Source organism: Salimicrobium jeotgali, assembly GCF_001685435.2.
GTDB lineage: Bacteria > Bacillota > Bacilli > Bacillales > Halobacillaceae > Salimicrobium > Salimicrobium album.
In genome coordinates, this window is sequence record NZ_CP011361.2 from 2,245,285 (window position 1) to 2,264,064 (window position 18,780).

Below are 18,780 nucleotides of genomic sequence, written 5' to 3' on the forward strand. Positions count from 1 at the left end.
CAAGGTTTCTTCCGGTGCCCCTTCGATCAAAAGCTCTTCCTCCAAGGATTTACCGTTTGAATAATAAATGTTTTCTCCCCATTGGTAAACCGCTCCATTTTCAAGAGGGATGATTTCTGTCCATTTAGTATAGGGAATGTCATAGTTTCTTTAATCAACTAACTCTAAAGAATTACTGTAATCCCTACTCTCTAACCCGTCAGCAGTAAAATAAGAAAAATCATAGTCTCCGTTAGCCCTTCGTTTCGATAGAATATCGGATTGAACAGGTGTAGTAGCAAGCTCTATCTCTCTAGCCCACGAATCAGAAGGCACAGCTTTTGCATCTTTATAGTTGTTAAATACAAGTATAGAAAGCCCTACCATTATCATTATTGCTGGAAGTATCCAGTAAGCTTTTTTCAGGATTAATCTCCTCCTTCACCACACACTATCATTTCAAAATTCTTAATTTAAAACAATCTTTTTTAAACTACATCAACCACCAGAAATCTGCCTCTATACCATAGGTATACATTCCGCCACTCCTTTAGTAATAGAATTCAAATACGTGAAACAGGTCACCGTTTTTTCCGAAATTCAGTGACCATCCTTCCTTTTTTTCAGAACAGAAGTGTAAACGCTTTCCGTGCTGAGTAGATTTATCGAACTAACAAGTTCTTTTGATTAAGTAAAAGGAATATCTGGCGAAAACAATCGATATCTCTATCACATATTCAGCCGCTTATTCGCCGTGTTGTTATATCGCTTGAGCAATCTTCCGAACGTCTCCTGTTCCTCTTCCGTCCATCCCTCGAGCATCTCGTTCAGACGCTGGAACCGTTCACGCCGATTGCTTTCGAGTTCTTCCGATCCGAGTTCCGTGATTTTGTAAAAATACGACCGTTTATCATCCGGATTCGGAAGTTTCTCTACGTAATTTTTCTCCACTAAGGAAGAAGCCTGGCGACTCACAGTAGAAATGTCCAACTGAAGGTGATTTGCCAGTGCTTTCACTCCGGCCGGACCGTATGTGTAGAGCTGTCTCAATAAAATATAAGCCGAGCGCTCCATTCGCCCTTCTCTCTGTTCCGTCATCACTATTCTTCGTACAAAATCTGTTATTTGTCTCTCGATTAATTCAACAGAGTCTTCCTTCATTCTGTACACCTCCCTCTGCCTGCTTTTTCGTTCAAGCATAACATATTCCCGCACTCGTCTTGACATGAAAAAGATTATAGTTGTATTATACAAGTTATTAATTGTACAATACAAACAGTTTAAAGGAGAATGCCTGATGTCTACAAAACCGAACCCGGTTCCTCCGATTACGATTACTGAAGAACCGGGTATTTTAAAACAACCGAAAGCCGTTTGGGCGGTCTTTTTCGCCTGTATCATCGCCTTTATGGGGCTCGGCCTGGTAGATCCGATCCTTCCAGCCATTGCCACCCAGCTTGATGCGGCTCCAAGCGAAGTGACACTCCTGTTCACCAGCTACAATGCCGTCATGGCCGTGGCGATGCTCGTGACTGGAGTAATCACATCCCGGATCGGTATGAAAAAAACACTTCTATCCGGTATTGTGATCATCGCCCTGTTTTCCGGACTCGGCGGACTGTCGAATGGCATCTGGGAGCTGATCTTCCTCCGTGGAGGCTGGGGTCTCGGCAACGCCTTGTTCGTAGCGACTGCCCTCACTGCCATCGTCACGCTTTCCAACAGCGGTAATGCTAAAGCAATTATTTTATACGAAGCAGCAATCGGCCTCGGCATCTCCGTCGGCCCACTTCTCGGTGGGTGGCTCGGTGCTTTCTCCTGGAGAGGACCCTTTCTCGGTGTGGCCGTTCTCATGGTGATCGCTTTCGTCGGTCTTATGACAATGATGCCAAAAGCACCGGCGAGCAGTCAGGTAAACAATAAGAAAGCCTCACTCGTCGACCCGTTCCGTGCTTTAAAACACCGACCTTTATTCGTACTGGGCTTCACAGCTGCTCTCTATAATTACGGATTTTTCACCCTGTTGGCCTTTTCCCCGTTCGTCCTCGGACTGGACGAACACGGACTCGGAGTGGTTTTCCTCGGCTGGGGGATTTTACTTGCAGTTACATCCGTCTTTACAGCACCGAAACTTCAGAAGTGGTTCGGTACGGTCAAAGCTATAGCTCTAATGCTAGTACTTTTCGCACTAGCCTTGGCCGCAATGGGCATCTGGACATCTACCCAGTGGGTCGTCATCACTGCCGTCGTCATCGCCGGAGCTTTACTTGGCAACAACAACACGCTGATTACGACAGCCGTCATGAATTCCACCCCCGTCAACAGATCGACAGCATCCGCCGCCTACAGTTTTCTGCGCTTCCTTGGTGGTGCACTTGCCCCCTTCCTCGCAGGGAAATTGTCCGAAATCTATAATCCAAGCGTCCCTTTCTATACGGGTGCTACGGTTGTTCTTCTATCCGTGGTGTTTATACTGATGAATCAGAAGCATATTCATCATGTGGATGAAGCAGAAGGTCACTGAAGCTGATATTATCTGATGGCGAACGGATGCGTCATTTTTTTCACAAAACAGAGAGAAAATTCGTAGTGATAAGTTATAATAATGTTATCTCTGAAGCATTATATTTATTCTTCATTCTGTGCTTTATATAAACAATGACGGAAGGTGGGTTCTAGTGAACAGCATTTTTGAAGTCGCACATGCAGATAAAATACTAAACCGTATAGATAAGTTAACCACTAATTCACAACCACTATGGGGAAAGATGAATGTATCGCAGATGCTCGCCCATTGCTCCTATTTTCAGGATGTAGCAATGGGTTACTCAACCCCCTCAAGAAGCTGGTCAGGTATATTCTTCGGCAGATTTGCAAAACCCCTTTTTTATAACGACAAACCTTTGAGCCGAAATATGCCTACAATTCCTGATATATTGATCACCAGTCAAAAAGATTTTGAAACGGAGAAGGAAAATCTTAAAGCAAAACTGATAACATTTCAGAAAAAGGGCCCAACGCCTTGTACAGAGCGACCGCACCCTTTTTTCGGAAAGCTCACACCCGAGCAATGGGGGAAAGGGATATACAAGCATCTGGACCACCACTTGCAACAATTTGGTGTATAAGTACTTAGTTTATCAATAGCACGTACAAGCTATGGTTCGTTCTCTATCCGCCCGACTACATCAGCCCCCAGAAATTCGTCGTCGCTAATGTGACGTATAATATTATAGCGAACACGGTATTACTGATTGTCACTTTATACGCGTTATGATTTTCGGCATACTTATACTGCATGAAAGCTCTCACTATTTCCCCGATAAAAAGAAAGAATAAACCGATAAACCACGGCTGCAGAAACCAATACCACTCTGAAGGAGGTCTCGTTGAATTTATCGCAAACCCTGCCAATATGCTGAAGATAGATAAACTTCTGAGGAACCAATCGATCTTTTTATGTCTTTCATTAACATAGGTATTGGTTAAGATTTTACCCCTTTTAACCCTCCACCATTTTCTCGCCACTGTACCGAAAGCGAATAACAGCAGGGAAAAGATAACTATCAAAAGAAGTAATCTCCACCAGAAATCTGCCTCCAGGCCATAGTTATACATCCCGCCACTCCTTCAATAATTCAGTTAGATTGCGTGTAAGAATAACTATATTATTTCAAAATTCACAATTCAAAACAATCTTTCCTTTTTTTAGAACAGGAAGCTAATTACACAAAATAAATTATAAATCAGATGCTGCATAGCCTAAGAAGACCGCCAGCCCTTTTCCAAACGACAAAAAACTCCGACCATCTTTTGTGATGATCGGAATTTTTGATGAAGCCGCAGGACATAACCATTCAGTATCCGGTTGGTTCCTTAATAATGGATAGGAGAACCTGGTCCGAGGTCTATGCCAAGCAGCATCCAGACGATTAGCATGATAGTCCACGATACAAGGAAGAAGATCGTGTACGGGAACATAACAGAAATGAGCGTCCCGATTCCCATGTTTTTATCGTATTTCTGAGCGAATGCAATAATGATGGCAAAATAAGTCATCAGAGGCGTAATGATATTCGTTGTGGAATCTGCCACACGATAGGCCATCTGCGTCAATTCAGGTGAATAGCCGAGCTGCATCAGGATCGGTACAAATACCGGTGCCATCATTGCCCATTTTGCAGATGCACTTCCTATGAATAGGTTGATAAAAGCGGCTACCAGAATAAATCCTAAGATTAGCGGAATCCCTGATAAGTTGGCCGATCCCAATAACTCCGCTCCGTACACACCGATCACAAGCCCCATATTCGTTTCCGAAAAGTAGGCTACGAATTGACCGGCAGTGAAAGCAAGTACAATGAACATCCCCATGGAAGCCATCGTTTCGGACAGCTGATTGGCGACGTCTTTATCATTCTTGATGTTTTTGACGGCAATACCGTAAAAGACTCCGGGAATAAAGAACAGAATAGTGATGACCGGCACGAGTGAGCTCATGAACGGTGACTGTATAATGCCCCCGTCTTCCCCTCTTAAAGGAGCTCCGGATGGAAGAATCAATAGAGCGATAAGTACGGTCGCTATAACGACAGAGATACCTGCCCAAAGAAGCCCTTTCTTTTCTGCAGCATCCAGTCCTTCCAATTTTTCGCGGAACTCGCCTTTATACTCTCCGAGTCGAGGTTCGACGATTTTCTCCGTAACCCATCCCCCTACAAATGTCAGCAGGAATACGGAAACGAAGATGAAGTAGTAGTTCATCGCTATGTTCATAGTCTCCGCGTAAGCAGGGTCGATAATAGCAGCAGCATCAATCGTCAACTCTCCCAGTAAGGGATCTGTCGCCGATAAGAACAGGTTGGCGCTGAATCCTGCAGAAACACCCGCAAATGCACCGGCAAGCCCTGCTAACGGGTGACGGCCAAGCGCTGCGAAAATGACGGCACCTAACGGCGGTAACACGACATAACCGGCATCAGAAGCGACACTTGACATGATACCTGCGAATACAAGTCCGTATGTAATTAATGATTTAGGAACTGAGAGCACAAAGCCGCGTAAGCATGCACTGATCAGCCCTGTTCTTTCGGCTACTCCGATTCCGAGCATCGTTACCAGCACTACACCTAACGGAGCGAATCCGATAAAGTTCTCAGTCATACTGGAGAAGATATATTCAATGCCATCCGCACTGAGAAGGTTGTTTACTTCAACTATCTTCCCTTCTTCTCCGGGATGCTCAACACTCAATCCGAAACTGGAAACGATTGCGGACAGCACGACCACCAGTAGTGCCAGAATCGCAAACAGCGTAATCGGATGGGGCAGCTTGTTTCCTATGTATTCAATACCATCTAAACCTTTTTGAAACATTCCTTTGCGTTTTTCAGCCAATTCTATTTCCCCCTCTCTTGTTATATAGATAAAACCGGGAGTGAGCACTCCTGCTGAAAACGTTTTTATCTATTGCCATAGTTTTCAGTATAAAGCATCTCGGACAAAATTGAAGATGCTTCCGAAAATACGTAAAATTACTATTATTCTTAATCTTTTAACAAAAAACAGGCGCCATGAATGGTCGCCTGTTTTCGACAGTAACATTTTCATATTTCCTTGTTGAAACAGCTCAATCGATCTCCACGAAGGAATCCACTTTCAGCTCATCGTCTTCTTCTATGACTGTATAGGTCGCCTCCAGGTTCGGTTCCTTGTAGTCCCCGTCCGAGTAATTGATAATATAATCTTCACTCATCGTTACTTCGTATTTATCATCGCTCACTTCTTTCAGATCTATCAGCGTCCCATCAAGCAGCGTCTCGTTATTCACCCGACCTGATTCAATAAAATCACGGGATTCTTCCTTGCCGGTACCATACGTACTGAAATATGGTTCCACAATCGAAAAATCTTTGGCGTTCAAAGCGGCTACGCTCTGCCATAGGAACTGCATCATAAACGCTTCCACTGTCTCTTCGTTGAACAGCTCATCCTCACTGCTTTCCGTATCTGCGGAAGTATATGCAGCGGTATCGGTTTCAGGCTCTTCGAAATACAAAGATACGGAGCTCCATGGCTCGGAATGTGCCTCCACCTTGTCCGTCTTATGCGTCTTGCCTTCCTCGTCTTTCCATTCAGCGTGAACCGTCACTTCTTCTCCTTCAGGAAATGGGCCGATTTCCGCGTATTCGGACAGAGGTTTACCGGTGCTTTTCCCATTGAGAAACAGGATAGCCTCTTCTTCATTCGTATCAATCGTGTAGGAGTCCCCCGGGAAATCGATCGCCCATTCGGATTCATTGGATTCGTTCGGCTGCACGCTCAATATATCTTTGGACTCGAAAGATCCGAACTCGGATTTGGCCTTCGCCTCTACCTCGTACTCTCCCGGATAAGCCAGAGTGAGATCTTCGTATTCAGGCTCCCCCTTCATTTTCTTCGTTTTACCTTCAACGGAAATACTCGTATTTTCCATATTTGAAGAAGCTGTCACCTGATGAGGCACCGCTTCAATCTCGTAATCAGAATACAAGCCGAACAGGACAGGATTCTCTTTTACGGTGAACGCTTCACCGCCGCTATCATCGTATATAGCGAAATCGAACATTTGACCTTCCTCATTTTCGAATTCTTCGGTCAGCTTGACTCGCATGTTTTCCCAGCCCGAAGAGTGAATGTAAGCCAAATAGCCCTTCTCATCAAGTAAGGCTTCTTCGTTTACGCCGACTTCATTGAAGAAAGCTTTCTCATCCTGCTCCGTTACAGCCCGGTCCATAGCCTGTACCGTTTTTAACGGATCGTTCATCGATGAAAAAATAAAGTGCGCCCCCGTCGCAACTACGAAGAGGGTCACAAGAGAGAGTACTCCCGCCTTTTTCTTCTTCGACATCGGTTTCCTCGAAGTCCGATGCTGACCGGGGGGCTGACTTGCTTCCTGCTTCGCTCCACAGGAAGTACAGAATGTCTGATTTTCTCCAAGACTCTCGCCACATTTCGTACAATATTTCAATAGTATTCCTCCTTTACTCTATGAGCAGTGATTTCCTGATATCAGAAATAAGACAGAAACGAATCCAGTTCCTCCCACATATCCGAAAGCATAATGTTCCAAAGTAAGTATGAAATGAACATAATCAGCAGACCGGTGCCTATGCTCCAGTAGAACACATTCCGCTCCGGCATGAGCGCAAGTCCCAAATGGTAAATGTATAAAACCGGCACCACCATAAGCACGAAAGCACCGGAAATGCCGAGCAGTAAAAACGTCATAACTACTGCTCCGCTGAGACCGGTGACGATAGCAAGTACGTTAACAACAGCAAAAGGAGTAACCAGATTGCCATATTGGGCGACCAGCTGCTTTATGCTTAATTGTAGTTTCATTGCCTTTGCTATAATAAACAGGGAAACGAAACAAATAGCCATCCCCACCAGGGAAGCTGCAAACAATCTCGAATTGACGCTGAAGAACGGCAGGGAAGAAGGTTCACCATAACCCAGACCCATCAGTTGAAATAGGGAATTAGCAAGAAAATATATACTTAAGGAAAAAGCTGCCATGTATACGATCAGCGTGATAAGACCCTGGACGAAATCCGATTCCCCGGCACGGAAAGCCAGCGAAGGCTGCTTCAGAAAACGGAGAGCTCCCTGCCCGTAGTCTCCGGACATTTTTTTGACTCTTTCCACCGAGTGCTTTCCAGATTCTGCTGAAGGATTTTCTGTAGCGATTGTTGCGGTTTCGCCGGTATTTTCTATCGAAGCAGCTGATTGCTCCATTGGTGCTCCGCAGTTTCCGCAGAACTTCCCGGTTACCTGTTCATGGTCACATTGTGGACATTTCATTGAACCACCCTTTTTATTTAATTTTTATTTACTGTAATAATTTGAATATGTAGGCAGTAAGCTTCAGACGATTAGAATGTTATAAGTACTTTTTTCTGGTTTATACTCCTTTCCAAGGATGAATAACTATTTTCTTTTTACTAATAAAAATTTCTAGTCCTATTATAGCAAAAAAATCAATAAGTCTAGTCATTTTTACTTATATTTTTTACATTCCCATCATAATATGTAAAATGAAGAAGTGACTCCTTAAAAAAACCGTACGATTTGAAATCGTACGGCTGGACAACAGGTTCTCTTCCCTTAGGTTTATATGATTTTTTCATTACAGCAAATGTATTTATTTAATCAGGAGGCATGATGAATCGTGACGAGGAAGGTATTTTTCACCGCAGGTATGTTCTTATTTATACTCTTCCTCATTGTTTCGGTAATTCCTTTACTGACGGGAATCAAGAATTTCAACTATAATAGTTTACTGTTCTTGTCACTATCCGCCTTGTCTTTTTCGCAGTATCAGCTGTATCCCCAGTTAAAGGAGAAAGACGAACGGGCGAAAACAATACACTCAAAATCCGTTTTCTACTCCAGTTTCGCTTTTATTCTTATGAGGGGAGTATTATTGGTAACAGTTTCATTGAACCCGGCTTCACTTAATACGGTGAACCTTCTTAAAGTGCTTGTAACGTTGTTTATTGTATTTTATTCACTTGCACTGATAATAGCAGCTAAAAAATTTGAGGGGTGATGGCCGAATCGGTTTCGGCGCTCATCCTTCAGTCCGTTTCAATCGCTGTTCGGGACTTGAACCCTAGAATCTATATCTATGTCGACCACACTAAAACGAGGAGGAACTGCTTAGAAACAGTTTCTCCTCGTTTTGTTTCAATTATACATATTTTCACTACAGCACATGATTATAACTTGCCATACATCGGTTCAATAAAGTCATATAGCTCTTCCAGTAGCAAATCAATACATTCATTCGTCTTAAACTTATCGTCTGTAGCAACGTAAACGGCGAAATCCTCAGCTTGATTATTGGAGAAAGCAAGCTCGTAGCCATTCATGTTCAAATAAGTCTCAAGAACCGTAAGAGCAGTCCTTTTGTTTCCATTATGGAAAATATGACCACCTCTCACAATTGAATGAAAGTAACAGCAAGCCTTTTGAAAGATAGTAGGGAATTGTTCTTTACCGAATAATTCCGTTTTTGGTCTTTCCACCATTGCTTTAAAGGCTTCGATTGATTTTACACCAGCCTGCTCAGAGTCTTCGTAATACTCCATAATAGTGTAATGTAAGAACTCTATTTCTTCTTCATTTAAATAGCTCATTCTTTAAACAAAACCACCTTACCTGTCTTTTAAGTTACGAAGTGCCTGATCATATTTACCGACGGCTCTGTTCATAGCTTTCAACATTTCTGGACGAATCCCCTCTGGAACCCAGTTAGCTTTTTTAACTACGATTTCACCTTCATCTTCATTATAAGTTATTTGAAGTTCCTCCCCTTTTGTAATCTCAAGCAAGTCTGTGAGTTCTTTAGGAAGGTTAAGGGAAAGGCTATTTCCAACTTGGCTCACTTTACGGGTGTAATTTTTCTTATCTATTTTCTTTACGCTCATTTCCTCAGCACTCCTTCCTACGTTAGACAAGAAAAGAAATACCTTAACCTCTTGTCAATATAGTTATTATTGTTATTACTATATTAACACAACTTTCTTTATACATCTATATATCGAACTAAACAGAATTCATTTCCTTCTATCTATTTCATTTTCAATTGAGTTAATTAGAGACTATGAAGACCACCACTTTAGATAAATTTGAAGACCGCAAAAAAAGACGAATAGTAAAGATATTGCTTTAAACTGGGCACTTTATTTCCATTTAGCAACCTTGCATACTTCCATTAAAGGACGTGGTTATCTAATAAACCAATAGCGACTGCTGCCCTTCTTATTTGAAGATGGGAAAGTATGAAATTTTAGCTTTGGTGAACGTGCATCATTCGCTTAAGGGCGCGGATATTCCGGAAGAGACGCTGGAGAAACTCAGTGAACAAGCTCATGCAAAATGGCCTAAACCGTGGGTATCTGCAACACTACAAGCTATTCGAACGCGTGATCTCACCGGCATACCAATAAAAGAATACATCCCCGACAATCTTGTCAAGGAACGGATTGCTTTGATTGGCGATGCTGCTCATGTGCCGGCACCGATAACCGCCAGTGGCTTTAACGAATCACTGCAGGATGCTGCTGAATTAGGTAAGTGTGTTGCGAAAGGTGTAAAGGGAGATGCGGCAGTGGAGGCCCTGGATAAATATGAGTCGCTTCGTTTAAATAACGTACGGCAAATGGTTCAATCCGGAAAATCGTTCAGCTACTCTTATGGACGCTCGTGATACTGATATTGTGTATCTGGATGGGGCAGTCTGTTATTTATACAGTACCAGGAAGCCTGCTACTGATTAGCTTTCAGCCGCGCCCTGATTTTTAGAGTGCGCTTTTTTATTCTCGGAGTTCCAATAAACCTAAAAGATATAGTACAGGCTGAAAAACAGGAAAACTATGACCAACAAAACATTTCCGAGGCCCTACCCTTTTTCCTGAATATATGTTATGCTAAATTTCGCGATGAGCTGATTTGCATAGGACAAGATTGACACGCCTTTTGGCAAAGCACTATGTGGAGTGCTGTCTCTTGCCGCAAATATACGAAAAGACGTCCTTTTGAGGACGTCTCAGGCTGTCGAGAAAGTCTCGGCAGCTTTTATTTTTTCTGTTTTTTTAATAGATCACCGCGTTAATTTGTTATAATAGCTGTAACTTATCAACGAAAGGTGATTGGATGTTTCAATCTAAAACTGAACGACAAAATGAAATCGAAATGGTTACCATTGAAGAGCTTGTCCCTGAAGATCATCTCCTACGCAAAATTGACCAATACATAGATTTTTCTTTCATTCCTGAAAAAGTCCGTCCTTACTATTCAGAAGATAATGGCCGTCCCTCTTTGGATCCTCTTGTTTTATTCAAAATGATGTTCATTGGTTATATTTATGGCGTTCGTTCCGAACGCGAATTGGAGCGACAAATTCAAACGAATGTTGCTTATCGTTGGTTCTTAGGGTTGAATCTTACAGACAAAGTCCCCCATCATTCCACTATTAGTTGGAACCGCCGCACTCGTTTCAAAGACACGGATATCTTTCAAGAAGTTTTTGATGAAATCGTGCTCCAAGCGATGAACCACCGTATGGTCTCCGGCCGTGTATTATTCACAGATTCCACGCACTTGAAAGCCAACGCTAATAAGAAGAAATTCTCAAAACAAGAAGTTGAAGTAGAAACGGTAGACTACCTCAAAGATTTGGAAGAAACCGTAAGAAAAGATCGTGAAGATCATGAAAAAAAGCCTCTGAAGGAAAAGGAGGGGGTAAAAAAGACAAAGGAAATTAAGGTTAGCGACACGGATAGCGAGAGTGGTTATCTTTACCGGGAGAATAAGCCGGAAGGCTTCTTTTATCTTGATCACCGTACCACAGATTTAAAACATAACATCATTACTGATGTTCATGTAACGCCAGGAAATATTCATGATTCCAGACCTTACTTACAACGTTTGGACCGCCAAATCGAACGATTCGGCTTTGAGGTGGAAGCTGTAGGTCTAGATGCCGGCTATCTGACGAACCCTATATGTCATGGGCTTATAATGGAAAGAGGAATATTTGGAGTTATTGCTCATCGAAGGTACCAGTCAAAGAAAGGGCTTCTTCCGAAATGGAAATATGCATATGATGAAGAGCGGGATGAATATGTGTGCCCCCAGGGTGAAGTTTTAAGCTATTCGACCACCGATCGTGAGGGGTATCGGCATTACAAATCAAACCCTGAAAATTGTGCAGATTGCCCTCTTCTAGCGAAGTGTACCCAAAATAAGAAGTATCAAAAAACGATCACTCGCCATGTATGGGAAAGCTCGAAGGAGAAGGTTCGGTTGAACCGGCTTTCTAATGAAGGCAAGTGGATCTATCGCATGAGAAAAGAGAAAGTTGAACGTAGCTTCGCAGATTCAAAAGAACTGCACGGGCTGCGTTATTGTCGCTTGCGCGGAAAAGAGAATGTACGCGAACAAGCGTTACTGACGGCGGCCTGCCAAAACATGAAAAAGATTGCCCTCCACCTATCCAGGGTGAGATAGGTGAAGGAGAGTCTTTTTCGGTGAGGGGAAGGCGAATACCAGGAGACTCCTGCGGAAAAACGGGCGATTCGAGACCCCGGAGTGTGGGTTTTCACGAGGGAGGCTCGGGCGTTCGTCCGCGGAAAGCGAGTGGTATTCGCCCGCACGAACTGCACAAAAAAAGCTTGCAGAAAAACACGGGGTTTCTCTACAAGCTGAGACGTCCTTTTGAGGACGTCTTTTTCAGTTTGTTGAGAAAGATAGATAATTGATTTGTTCAAACCACCGTGGAACGTGTCTTTCTTACCTATGTAGATATTTGTAAGGAAAAATGAGCTTTCTTACGCTCGTTTTTTCTCCAGGGTAGTGATTTTTTTGATATTTTGAGCCGTAGCGGTCATGTATGCCTGTTCCTGGACACACGTATGCCCTCGGCCTCTTGCGTATCGATAGCCATGTCGTTCCTTGGCATCCGCGAAACTTCGTTCCACGGTCCAGCTCCGGGATTTATAGAGACGTTTGCCGGTAGCTGTTCGCTTATTCGCTTTGAGTTTTTCTTTCTCTTCCTCCCAGACATGCCGGGTAATGGTTCGCCGGTCGGCTTTTGCGGAAAAACAGTCGCCCCGTAAGGGGCACCCCTGACAGTCTTCAGGACGACTTTTGTACTGACGATATCCCTGACGATCGGTGGTTACATAGGAAAGTTTACAGCCCATCGGGCAGGCGTAAACATCCAGGGTGTCCACGTACGAAAACTTACGTTTCGGTACTTTCACATTGCCACCCTTAAAACGCCGATAGCCAACAACGGCAAAGATTTTTTCTTTATTCAACGTTTTTGCGATATGGCCGGTGGCGTACCCGGCATCCAAAGCGACAGCTTCTACGCAGAAACCGAACGTCCGGGTCTGCGCCCGAAGTCGGTCCAGATAGGGCACGGAATCATGAACATTGGCGGGAGTAATATACGTATCCGTAATGATATTGTACTTAGCATCCACGGTACGGTGATCAAGATAGAAAAACCCTCGAGGCTTATGATCACGCATAAGAAAACCGCTATCGGGATCGGTGATGCTCTCCCTGGTCATCGCGATTTTCTTTGAAGCTGTTCCGCGAGCCTTTTTGGATTTTAAAGCTTTTTTCCGTGGGTTCTCCCATCTTCCTGAACATCTTCTTCCAGCTCTTCAAGATAATGAGCAATCTTTTCCTGTTTAACCTTACGGACATAGCGGTTCTTATTGGCATTCGCTTTGATATGGGTGGAATCCGTGATCAGGATACGGCCGTCCACCAGACGCTTTTCCTGGGCCTGACGTACGATTTCCTGAAAAATTTCTTCAAAAACGGTCGTATCCTTGAATCGTTTGTGACGATTGAAACTGATGGTAGAGTGATCGGGGATAGGGTCCCGAAGGGAAAAACCGAGAAACCAGCGATACACGATGTTCGCTTTCAGCTCTTTCTCCAGCTGGCGTTCGGAACGAACGCCATAAAAGAAACCGATGAAAAGCATCTTGAATAGGGTGATAGGAGGGATGGAGGTTCGACCATTATCGTGGCAATAGTAAGGGGAAACAATGGTTTCGATAAAGGAAAAATCAATGATTTCATCCACAGCTCGAAGAAAATGATCAGAAGGAACGAATTCTTCTGTAGAGACAGAAACGACGTCACGACGATGATTCACAGGGGTACCCATCATGAGAAATCTCTCCCTTATTCCTTTTCTTTATTATACAACGAAACCATCAAAGAAAGTAGAAAAAAACAAGCTGTCGAGGATAGTTCCTCAACAGCCTGAAAATAGGGTCTACTATAAGTAGACCCTATTAACCTAATTAATAAAAAAAGAGAGGAAAACATATGCCTGTATGCAAAAACTGTAGAAATAAATGGACTTGGACACAATCAGTAATGAAACAATTCACCCTTCGTAATGGTATGATTTGCGATTATTGTAAGGAAAGACAGTACCTTTCTAGTAAATCACGTTATAAAAATTCAATTCTCACAGCTCTTATAGCTATTTTATTAATAGTGACTATCAGTCTCTTTAACCTTGCTATATTCCCAATTTTTATATTAATTGCAATGGGTGTGCTGTTAACTTTAATAATCACTCCCTTTACCATGGAACTTTATGAACAGTATCCAGTCATAATCCAGTCCTCTATAGTGGAATAATAGACGCAATTCAATACCTTTGAATTATGCAGTTTTTGAATAGGCGGTAAAATTATTTTTTAGAATAAAAATAAGAATTTTATTTTATGACCAACACACTTCGTCGATCTCATAATCTTCTGAGCCATCCGCTTCCCCAGTTATACAAGAAAAACACCCCTGGTAAGCAATTGCACTACCAATAGCCCAAGTTTCCTGACCACAGTTGAAGCAGCTCGCCCCATTTTTCTTATTATTAACCGCCTCTTTAAGCCTTTTCTTTAATTTGTTTGGTTCTTCACCAGGATTACTCTTACAATGCTTATTCACGTAGGAGTCTATAGAAATAGGTACCATAAATGATTTCCTTTCTTATACTTTTTTATTATTTTATCGTAATTCTTTTATTCACTAAAGGGCTATAATTTCTTTTCAATACTTACTGAGGAATGTTTTAATCTTTTGTAAGGAATGGTAGACTCTTCGATTTGCTTAATCAGTTCATTCAGTTCATTCCATTTAAAAGGAGAGATCGAGGGATTTTGAAATTCATTCATGTATGTTAAAATCAATCCCACCCACTATATATTCTATCAAAATAACTTCATCTGCTGCCCGCTGCTATTTTCTTCACCACCTTGAACTTTATAACCCATCGATTTATATCCCTGCATGCGCTTTTCATACATGTTCTTCAACTCGGGAACCTGATAATCAACATAATCGTATACTTTTACAACATTCTTATCTGTATGAACGCGATGTATTCTACCGACATATTGCTGGAGCGTGCCTTTCCAGGCGATTGGCATGGCAAGAAACAGAGTGTCCAGCCTAGCATTGTCAAATCCTTCTCCTATATACTTACCGGTGGCAATAATAAGCCTCTCTTCATTATCTGGAAGATTTTCTAATAGCTTTAATCGGTCTTTCTCTTCTTGCTTACTCAGCTTGCCTGTTAATACGATTATATTCTTTGCAAATCCTTCAAAGAGTTTCTTCAATTCATTCACATGTTCTATACGCTCTGTCAAAATAATTGGATATGCATTATTCTCAAGTTCTCTTAATACATCATTGAATATCAGCTTGTTCCGTTGTTCATTAATAGCCAAATTTGTATAAACCTTCTGAATGCTGTCATCGTTATTTTTAAAACTAGTAAACCGGGTAATAAGCACATGGTCAAACGGATGGAGTTTTGCCTGGCTTTTGGCAGTAACTTTATAACAAATTTCCCCGCATTGCATAGCAACTATCTTTTGCAGCCCGTCTTTTCTAGTTGGGGTTGCAGTTAGTCCGTGAACGTAAGCAGCCTCTACTTCCCTTAGTACTTTTTCGAAACCTACCGCTGAAATATGGTGGCATTCATCGACAATCACCTGTCCATAGCCTTTGGCTTTTTCGCGCATATCCTCTGATCTGCTCAAAGTTTGAATCATAGCAATGTCTACTTTACCTGTTGGTTTCTTTTTACCTCCACCGATTTGACCAACCTGGTTTCCATCCAACTTAAGAAAGGACTTCAAACTTTCTTTCCACTGGGTAAGTAGCTGCTTGGTGTGCACGATGATTAATGTGTTGATATTTCTCTCTGCAATCAGTGCTGCCGCCACCACAGTTTTACCAAAACCAGTTGCCGCTGATAGGACACCACAACTACTTATCTTCATAGCGTAGACCGCTTCATTTTGTTTCGGCAGAAGACTTCCAAGAAAATGAATATTGTGACTGCTACCTTTGTTGGTTTGATCATCAATGTAGAATTTAATTTTGTTCCTAGATAATATAGCTTTTATATCTCCCAGACAGCCGCGCGGGATAACCACCGAGTCATCCATCTCATAACTACAATCAATTTTTCTAGGTATCCTGTGTGTAGACAGCCTTTTGGATTGTGCTTTATAAAATTCAGGGTTATTGATGACGGCTAGCTTGATTAACTCGTTCATAATATTTGATGGAAGCTTATTTTTGGGAATATATATGCCGTTTTTTCTTATGAGGGTTATTTCAGAAGGTATATTTACGTCATATGATGTTGGTTCACTTTTCACAGTGAAATTGCTGGAATTATTGTGCTCTACCAGAATTGATTCAACCTTTTTTTTACTGACTTTTTTTACAGACTCCAGATACGTCCATTGATCCATATATGGCTCAAATTTTTCATTAACAAAGACGCTATAGCCATTTTTCCTGGGGAATTGCTGTAAAGGTAGTGCAATCAGGTTTCCAAACCCGCCTTTTGGCATTGTATCCTGATTGGGAAAAAACCGATCAAACGAGTCAACACCTGTCTCATAACGCTTTTCCAGGGTTCGGTTCATAAGAAGATTCCCTAATCTACGAGCAATTTTCGCCTCGATTTTATCACTGAAAAAAATCCAGACATGACAGCCATCTCCGGATCTGGAGATTTCCATGCTTGCAGGTACACCTACATCGTTACAAACACCAATGAACGTGATAGCGTCCTTTTGCCAGTCTTTTTTATCAAAATCAACGGCCAAAAACCAGCACGTTTCATCTTTTAATAAAGGATAGATGCCAATAGTTTTATTGCCACGCAAGTGATCCTCAATGACATTGTCCGTTAGTGGCAACAACTCACGCTCTTTATATAATTTTCTGGGTTCATAAATACGTGCCGGTGCATAGTTTGACTCTCCATTCTCCCCCCAATGTACCGCATATACATCTGTTCGTCCTTTAAACAGACTTCTGAAGATAGTGATACGTTTCTGTAAAATTTCACTTCTCGCCATAGGTTGAATATGTTTGTCTTGATTGTTAGAGACCGGAATTTTATGCTTTGCCAGCAATTCTTTCAATTTTTGATTTTCATCTTTTAGTCGGGTGATTTCCTTTAATGCACTTTCCAATTTTCGTTCTAAATTGTTCATGAATTATCCCTCTTCATGCAGTTTGTTCTCAGTTTTAAAATATATTGCTGTGCCTAACAAATCGTCTAACATCACCAATTTGCTTATGGATTACTATCCCTAAATACTTCTAAATCATATTTCGACCTTAATGATAGTTCCTAAATTTATGTAATAATGGAGAATATTCTTCAAGCATTACCCCCTCATACATTTTTAATTTCTAGATATTATAAAAACTGCCTTAGTTTTAGACAGTTTTATGAGGTTCAGTATTTATCTTTTCAATTGTTCTTTAATGGGAAGAACCCATTTAGGTAGCTCACTGCTTTCATATGCAATGTAGTTATCATAAGCCTCTAAGACGATTTCACCATTAAAGTTACTATTGTCCATTACTACTAAATTATCTATGAATGGCAAGTTTTTAATCAAATTTTCTTTTGACTTCACATGCCTATTAAGGATGTCTTCCGTGGGAATATGATGTCCTCCGTTTTTCACTCGCAAAGCAACTCGTTCAATATTCTGTTGAACATCTTCTAATCCAAGATAAAACATCGTTATTTCGAAACCATTTTCTCGAGCTGTTTTGATTCTTTGCAGAAATGTCCTTCCTGAAAGTGTCGTTTCTATAGAGAAACTCCTCTTATTTTTGATACAATCTTTGGCTAATTTAATGGCTGACCGGCCTGCTTCTGCCCTCTTGGACTCCGGATTAGATAGATCTAAATGTCTTGCAATGCCGTCTGGATCTATATTCGTCTCAATACCAATCTTATCTATAATTAGATTTCGTATTGTGCTTTTCCCGCTTCCATTATTACCTGCAAAGACGTACATTATTGGTTTGTCACTAGAGCTCATTTGATTTTTCCTGTCCCTCTTCAATATATGGCTTTACTTCACCATTAGGGAACTCTTTGACTAAACCGTCTTTTGTAGCATAAACAATGTAGGTATTATTTACTTTAGCATCTATTTTGGCTCTTTCGCCCGTCATTTTAGCCCATTGATTAACCCAACCATACTTTCTTTTAATTGAGTGTTCATTGTTTTCAAGCATAATAAATCCACCACCTAAATCAAGGTTATTCTTATTTGTATTATATCATACGATAAAGCAATACATTTAACCCCCATTAACATAAATAAGAGCATATTTTCACACTTTATCTCGAAACTAACCCTTCCAGATAACTCCCTTTACTTGAAGACTCAGTTTTGAGATTAATCTTCCTGTCACTTAATAACCATTATTACAAAACCATCCCTTTGCCACATACTCCTCTTACAATTTAAGAATAAAAAAAGCCTCTCAAGAGTTTTTTGAAACTCTTGAGAGGCTTTTAGATTTAGTGAACGATTTTAAAAACCAGTCAAAATCCAGTCAATTTGGTCTCAAACCCTATGATGAAAGGTTTTTGGGCGCTATCACATCATGCCGCCCATACCCTTTTTGATAAAAATAGCTATGAATATAAAATGAACCCCCCTATATATAAGCCTTTTCAGCTAAAACATGTTAATTTTTTGATAAATAACACATGGATGGATATGAGTGTTATCCAGTCAAAATCCAGTCATTTAAACAGTTGCCTTTTAGAATTTTGGAGTTTAGTTATATGACCTCTACACTGCCAGTCACGATTACCTACTTGGATTAACTATGATCAATCCTTATAGACACTAATAGTATAGGCTTTTCTGAATT

General features: G+C 41.4%; 18 protein-coding genes. 6 read left to right on the forward strand and 12 right to left on the reverse strand.

Annotated elements, in window-relative coordinates:
- Nucleotides 1-708: 708 nt before the first annotated feature.
- The gene (locus tag AAV35_RS11235) at nucleotides 709-1,140 is read right to left on the reverse strand and encodes a MarR family winged helix-turn-helix transcriptional regulator (RefSeq protein WP_008588026.1); all 432 of its coding nucleotides are present in this window, start codon (nucleotides 1,138-1,140) and stop codon (nucleotides 709-711) included.
- Between the two features lie 136 nt (nucleotides 1,141-1,276).
- Here AAV35_RS11235 and AAV35_RS11240 point away from each other — a divergent pair, with 136 nt between their 5' ends.
- Both AAV35_RS11240 and AAV35_RS11245 read left to right on the forward strand, forming a co-directional pair.
- Nucleotides 1,277-2,503 carry an MFS transporter gene (locus tag AAV35_RS11240; RefSeq protein ID WP_008588024.1) on the forward strand — a complete coding sequence of 409 codons (1,227 nt, stop codon included), beginning with the start codon at nucleotides 1,277-1,279 and terminating at the stop codon, nucleotides 2,501-2,503.
- A gap of 154 nt (nucleotides 2,504-2,657) precedes the next feature.
- A complete protein-coding gene (locus tag AAV35_RS11245) occupies nucleotides 2,658-3,107 on the forward strand; it encodes a DUF1569 domain-containing protein (protein ID WP_008588022.1) in 450 nt (149 codons plus the stop codon).
- Nucleotides 3,108-3,162: 55 nt separating this feature from the next.
- Here AAV35_RS11245 and AAV35_RS11250 read toward each other — a convergent pair whose 3' ends face one another.
- The 4 genes from AAV35_RS11250 to AAV35_RS11265 all read right to left on the reverse strand — a co-directional run bounded on the left by AAV35_RS11250 (nucleotide 3,163) and on the right by AAV35_RS11265 (nucleotide 7,824).
- A complete protein-coding gene (locus AAV35_RS11250) occupies nucleotides 3,163-3,597 on the reverse strand; it encodes a DUF4181 domain-containing protein (RefSeq protein WP_008588019.1) in 435 nt (144 codons plus the stop codon).
- 258 nt (nucleotides 3,598-3,855) lie between these two features.
- Nucleotides 3,856-5,376, reverse strand: coding sequence for an AbgT family transporter (locus tag AAV35_RS11255; RefSeq protein WP_008588017.1), 1,521 nt, complete (start codon nucleotides 5,374-5,376; stop codon nucleotides 3,856-3,858).
- Between the two features lie 232 nt (nucleotides 5,377-5,608).
- Nucleotides 5,609-6,988 carry a TcaA 3rd/4th domain-containing protein gene (locus tag AAV35_RS11260; RefSeq protein WP_008588016.1) on the reverse strand — a complete coding sequence of 460 codons (1,380 nt, stop codon included), beginning with the start codon at nucleotides 6,986-6,988 and terminating at the stop codon, nucleotides 5,609-5,611.
- Between the two features lie 41 nt (nucleotides 6,989-7,029).
- Complete coding sequence (locus AAV35_RS11265; RefSeq protein WP_169819464.1) at nucleotides 7,030-7,824, reverse strand: zinc ribbon domain-containing protein; 795 nt, start codon at nucleotides 7,822-7,824, stop codon at nucleotides 7,030-7,032.
- 367 nt (nucleotides 7,825-8,191) lie between these two features.
- Between AAV35_RS11265 and AAV35_RS11270 the strand changes: the two genes are divergently transcribed.
- Complete coding sequence (locus AAV35_RS11270) at nucleotides 8,192-8,572, forward strand: hypothetical protein (protein ID WP_008588011.1); 381 nt, start codon at nucleotides 8,192-8,194, stop codon at nucleotides 8,570-8,572.
- Nucleotides 8,573-8,741: 169 nt separating this feature from the next.
- On the opposite strand, the gene AAV35_RS11275 is transcribed toward AAV35_RS11270, so the two are convergent.
- Nucleotides 8,742-9,161 (reverse strand): type II toxin-antitoxin system death-on-curing family toxin, encoded by a 420-nt coding sequence (locus tag AAV35_RS11275; RefSeq protein WP_008588010.1) that lies wholly within the window; start codon nucleotides 9,159-9,161, stop codon nucleotides 8,742-8,744.
- Between the two features lie 18 nt (nucleotides 9,162-9,179).
- Entirely contained in the window at nucleotides 9,180-9,452 is a 273-nt protein-coding gene (locus tag AAV35_RS11280) for an AbrB/MazE/SpoVT family DNA-binding domain-containing protein (RefSeq protein WP_008588008.1), read from the reverse strand.
- 371 nt (nucleotides 9,453-9,823) lie between these two features.
- Between AAV35_RS11280 and AAV35_RS11285 the strand changes: the two genes are divergently transcribed.
- Together AAV35_RS11285 and AAV35_RS11290 are read left to right on the forward strand one after the other, a co-directional pair.
- Complete coding sequence (locus tag AAV35_RS11285) at nucleotides 9,824-10,234, forward strand: FAD-dependent oxidoreductase (RefSeq protein WP_237757020.1); 411 nt, start codon at nucleotides 9,824-9,826, stop codon at nucleotides 10,232-10,234.
- 446 nt (nucleotides 10,235-10,680) lie between these two features.
- Nucleotides 10,681-12,036, forward strand: coding sequence for an IS1182 family transposase (locus AAV35_RS11290; protein ID WP_065757354.1), 1,356 nt, complete (start codon nucleotides 10,681-10,683; stop codon nucleotides 12,034-12,036).
- Between the two features lie 320 nt (nucleotides 12,037-12,356).
- Here AAV35_RS11290 and AAV35_RS14230 read toward each other — a convergent pair.
- Nucleotides 12,357-13,720 (reverse strand): IS1182 family transposase gene (locus tag AAV35_RS14230; RefSeq protein WP_156330883.1). Its coding sequence is split into 2 segments (ribosomal slippage): nucleotides 12,357-13,153 and nucleotides 13,153-13,720, totalling 1,365 coding nucleotides; the frame shifts between segments, so codons are not numbered across the junction.
- A gap of 161 nt (nucleotides 13,721-13,881) precedes the next feature.
- On the opposite strand from AAV35_RS14230, the gene AAV35_RS14705 reads away from it, so the two are divergent.
- Complete coding sequence (locus AAV35_RS14705) at nucleotides 13,882-14,202, forward strand: TIGR04104 family putative zinc finger protein (protein WP_008591688.1); 321 nt, start codon at nucleotides 13,882-13,884, stop codon at nucleotides 14,200-14,202.
- Nucleotides 14,203-14,286: 84 nt separating this feature from the next.
- Here the strand turns inward: AAV35_RS14705 and AAV35_RS11310 are convergent, their stop codons facing one another.
- The 4 genes from AAV35_RS11310 to AAV35_RS11325 form a co-directional block, all read right to left on the reverse strand.
- Nucleotides 14,287-14,538 carry a hypothetical protein gene (locus tag AAV35_RS11310; RefSeq protein WP_008591686.1) on the reverse strand — a complete coding sequence of 84 codons (252 nt, stop codon included), beginning with the start codon at nucleotides 14,536-14,538 and terminating at the stop codon, nucleotides 14,287-14,289.
- Nucleotides 14,539-14,774: 236 nt separating this feature from the next.
- On the reverse strand, nucleotides 14,775-17,087 hold the full coding sequence (locus AAV35_RS11315; protein ID WP_008591684.1) for a TOTE conflict system archaeo-eukaryotic primase domain-containing protein: 2,313 nt from the start codon (nucleotides 17,085-17,087) through the stop codon (nucleotides 14,775-14,777).
- A gap of 255 nt (nucleotides 17,088-17,342) precedes the next feature.
- A complete protein-coding gene (locus tag AAV35_RS11320; protein ID WP_008591682.1) occupies nucleotides 17,343-17,933 on the reverse strand; it encodes an ATPase in 591 nt (196 codons plus the stop codon).
- Nucleotides 17,923-18,132, reverse strand: coding sequence for a hypothetical protein (locus tag AAV35_RS11325; RefSeq protein WP_008591680.1), 210 nt, complete (start codon nucleotides 18,130-18,132; stop codon nucleotides 17,923-17,925). The genes AAV35_RS11320 and AAV35_RS11325 overlap by 11 nt, the downstream gene beginning before the upstream one ends.
- Nucleotides 18,133-18,780 lie beyond the last annotated feature (648 nt).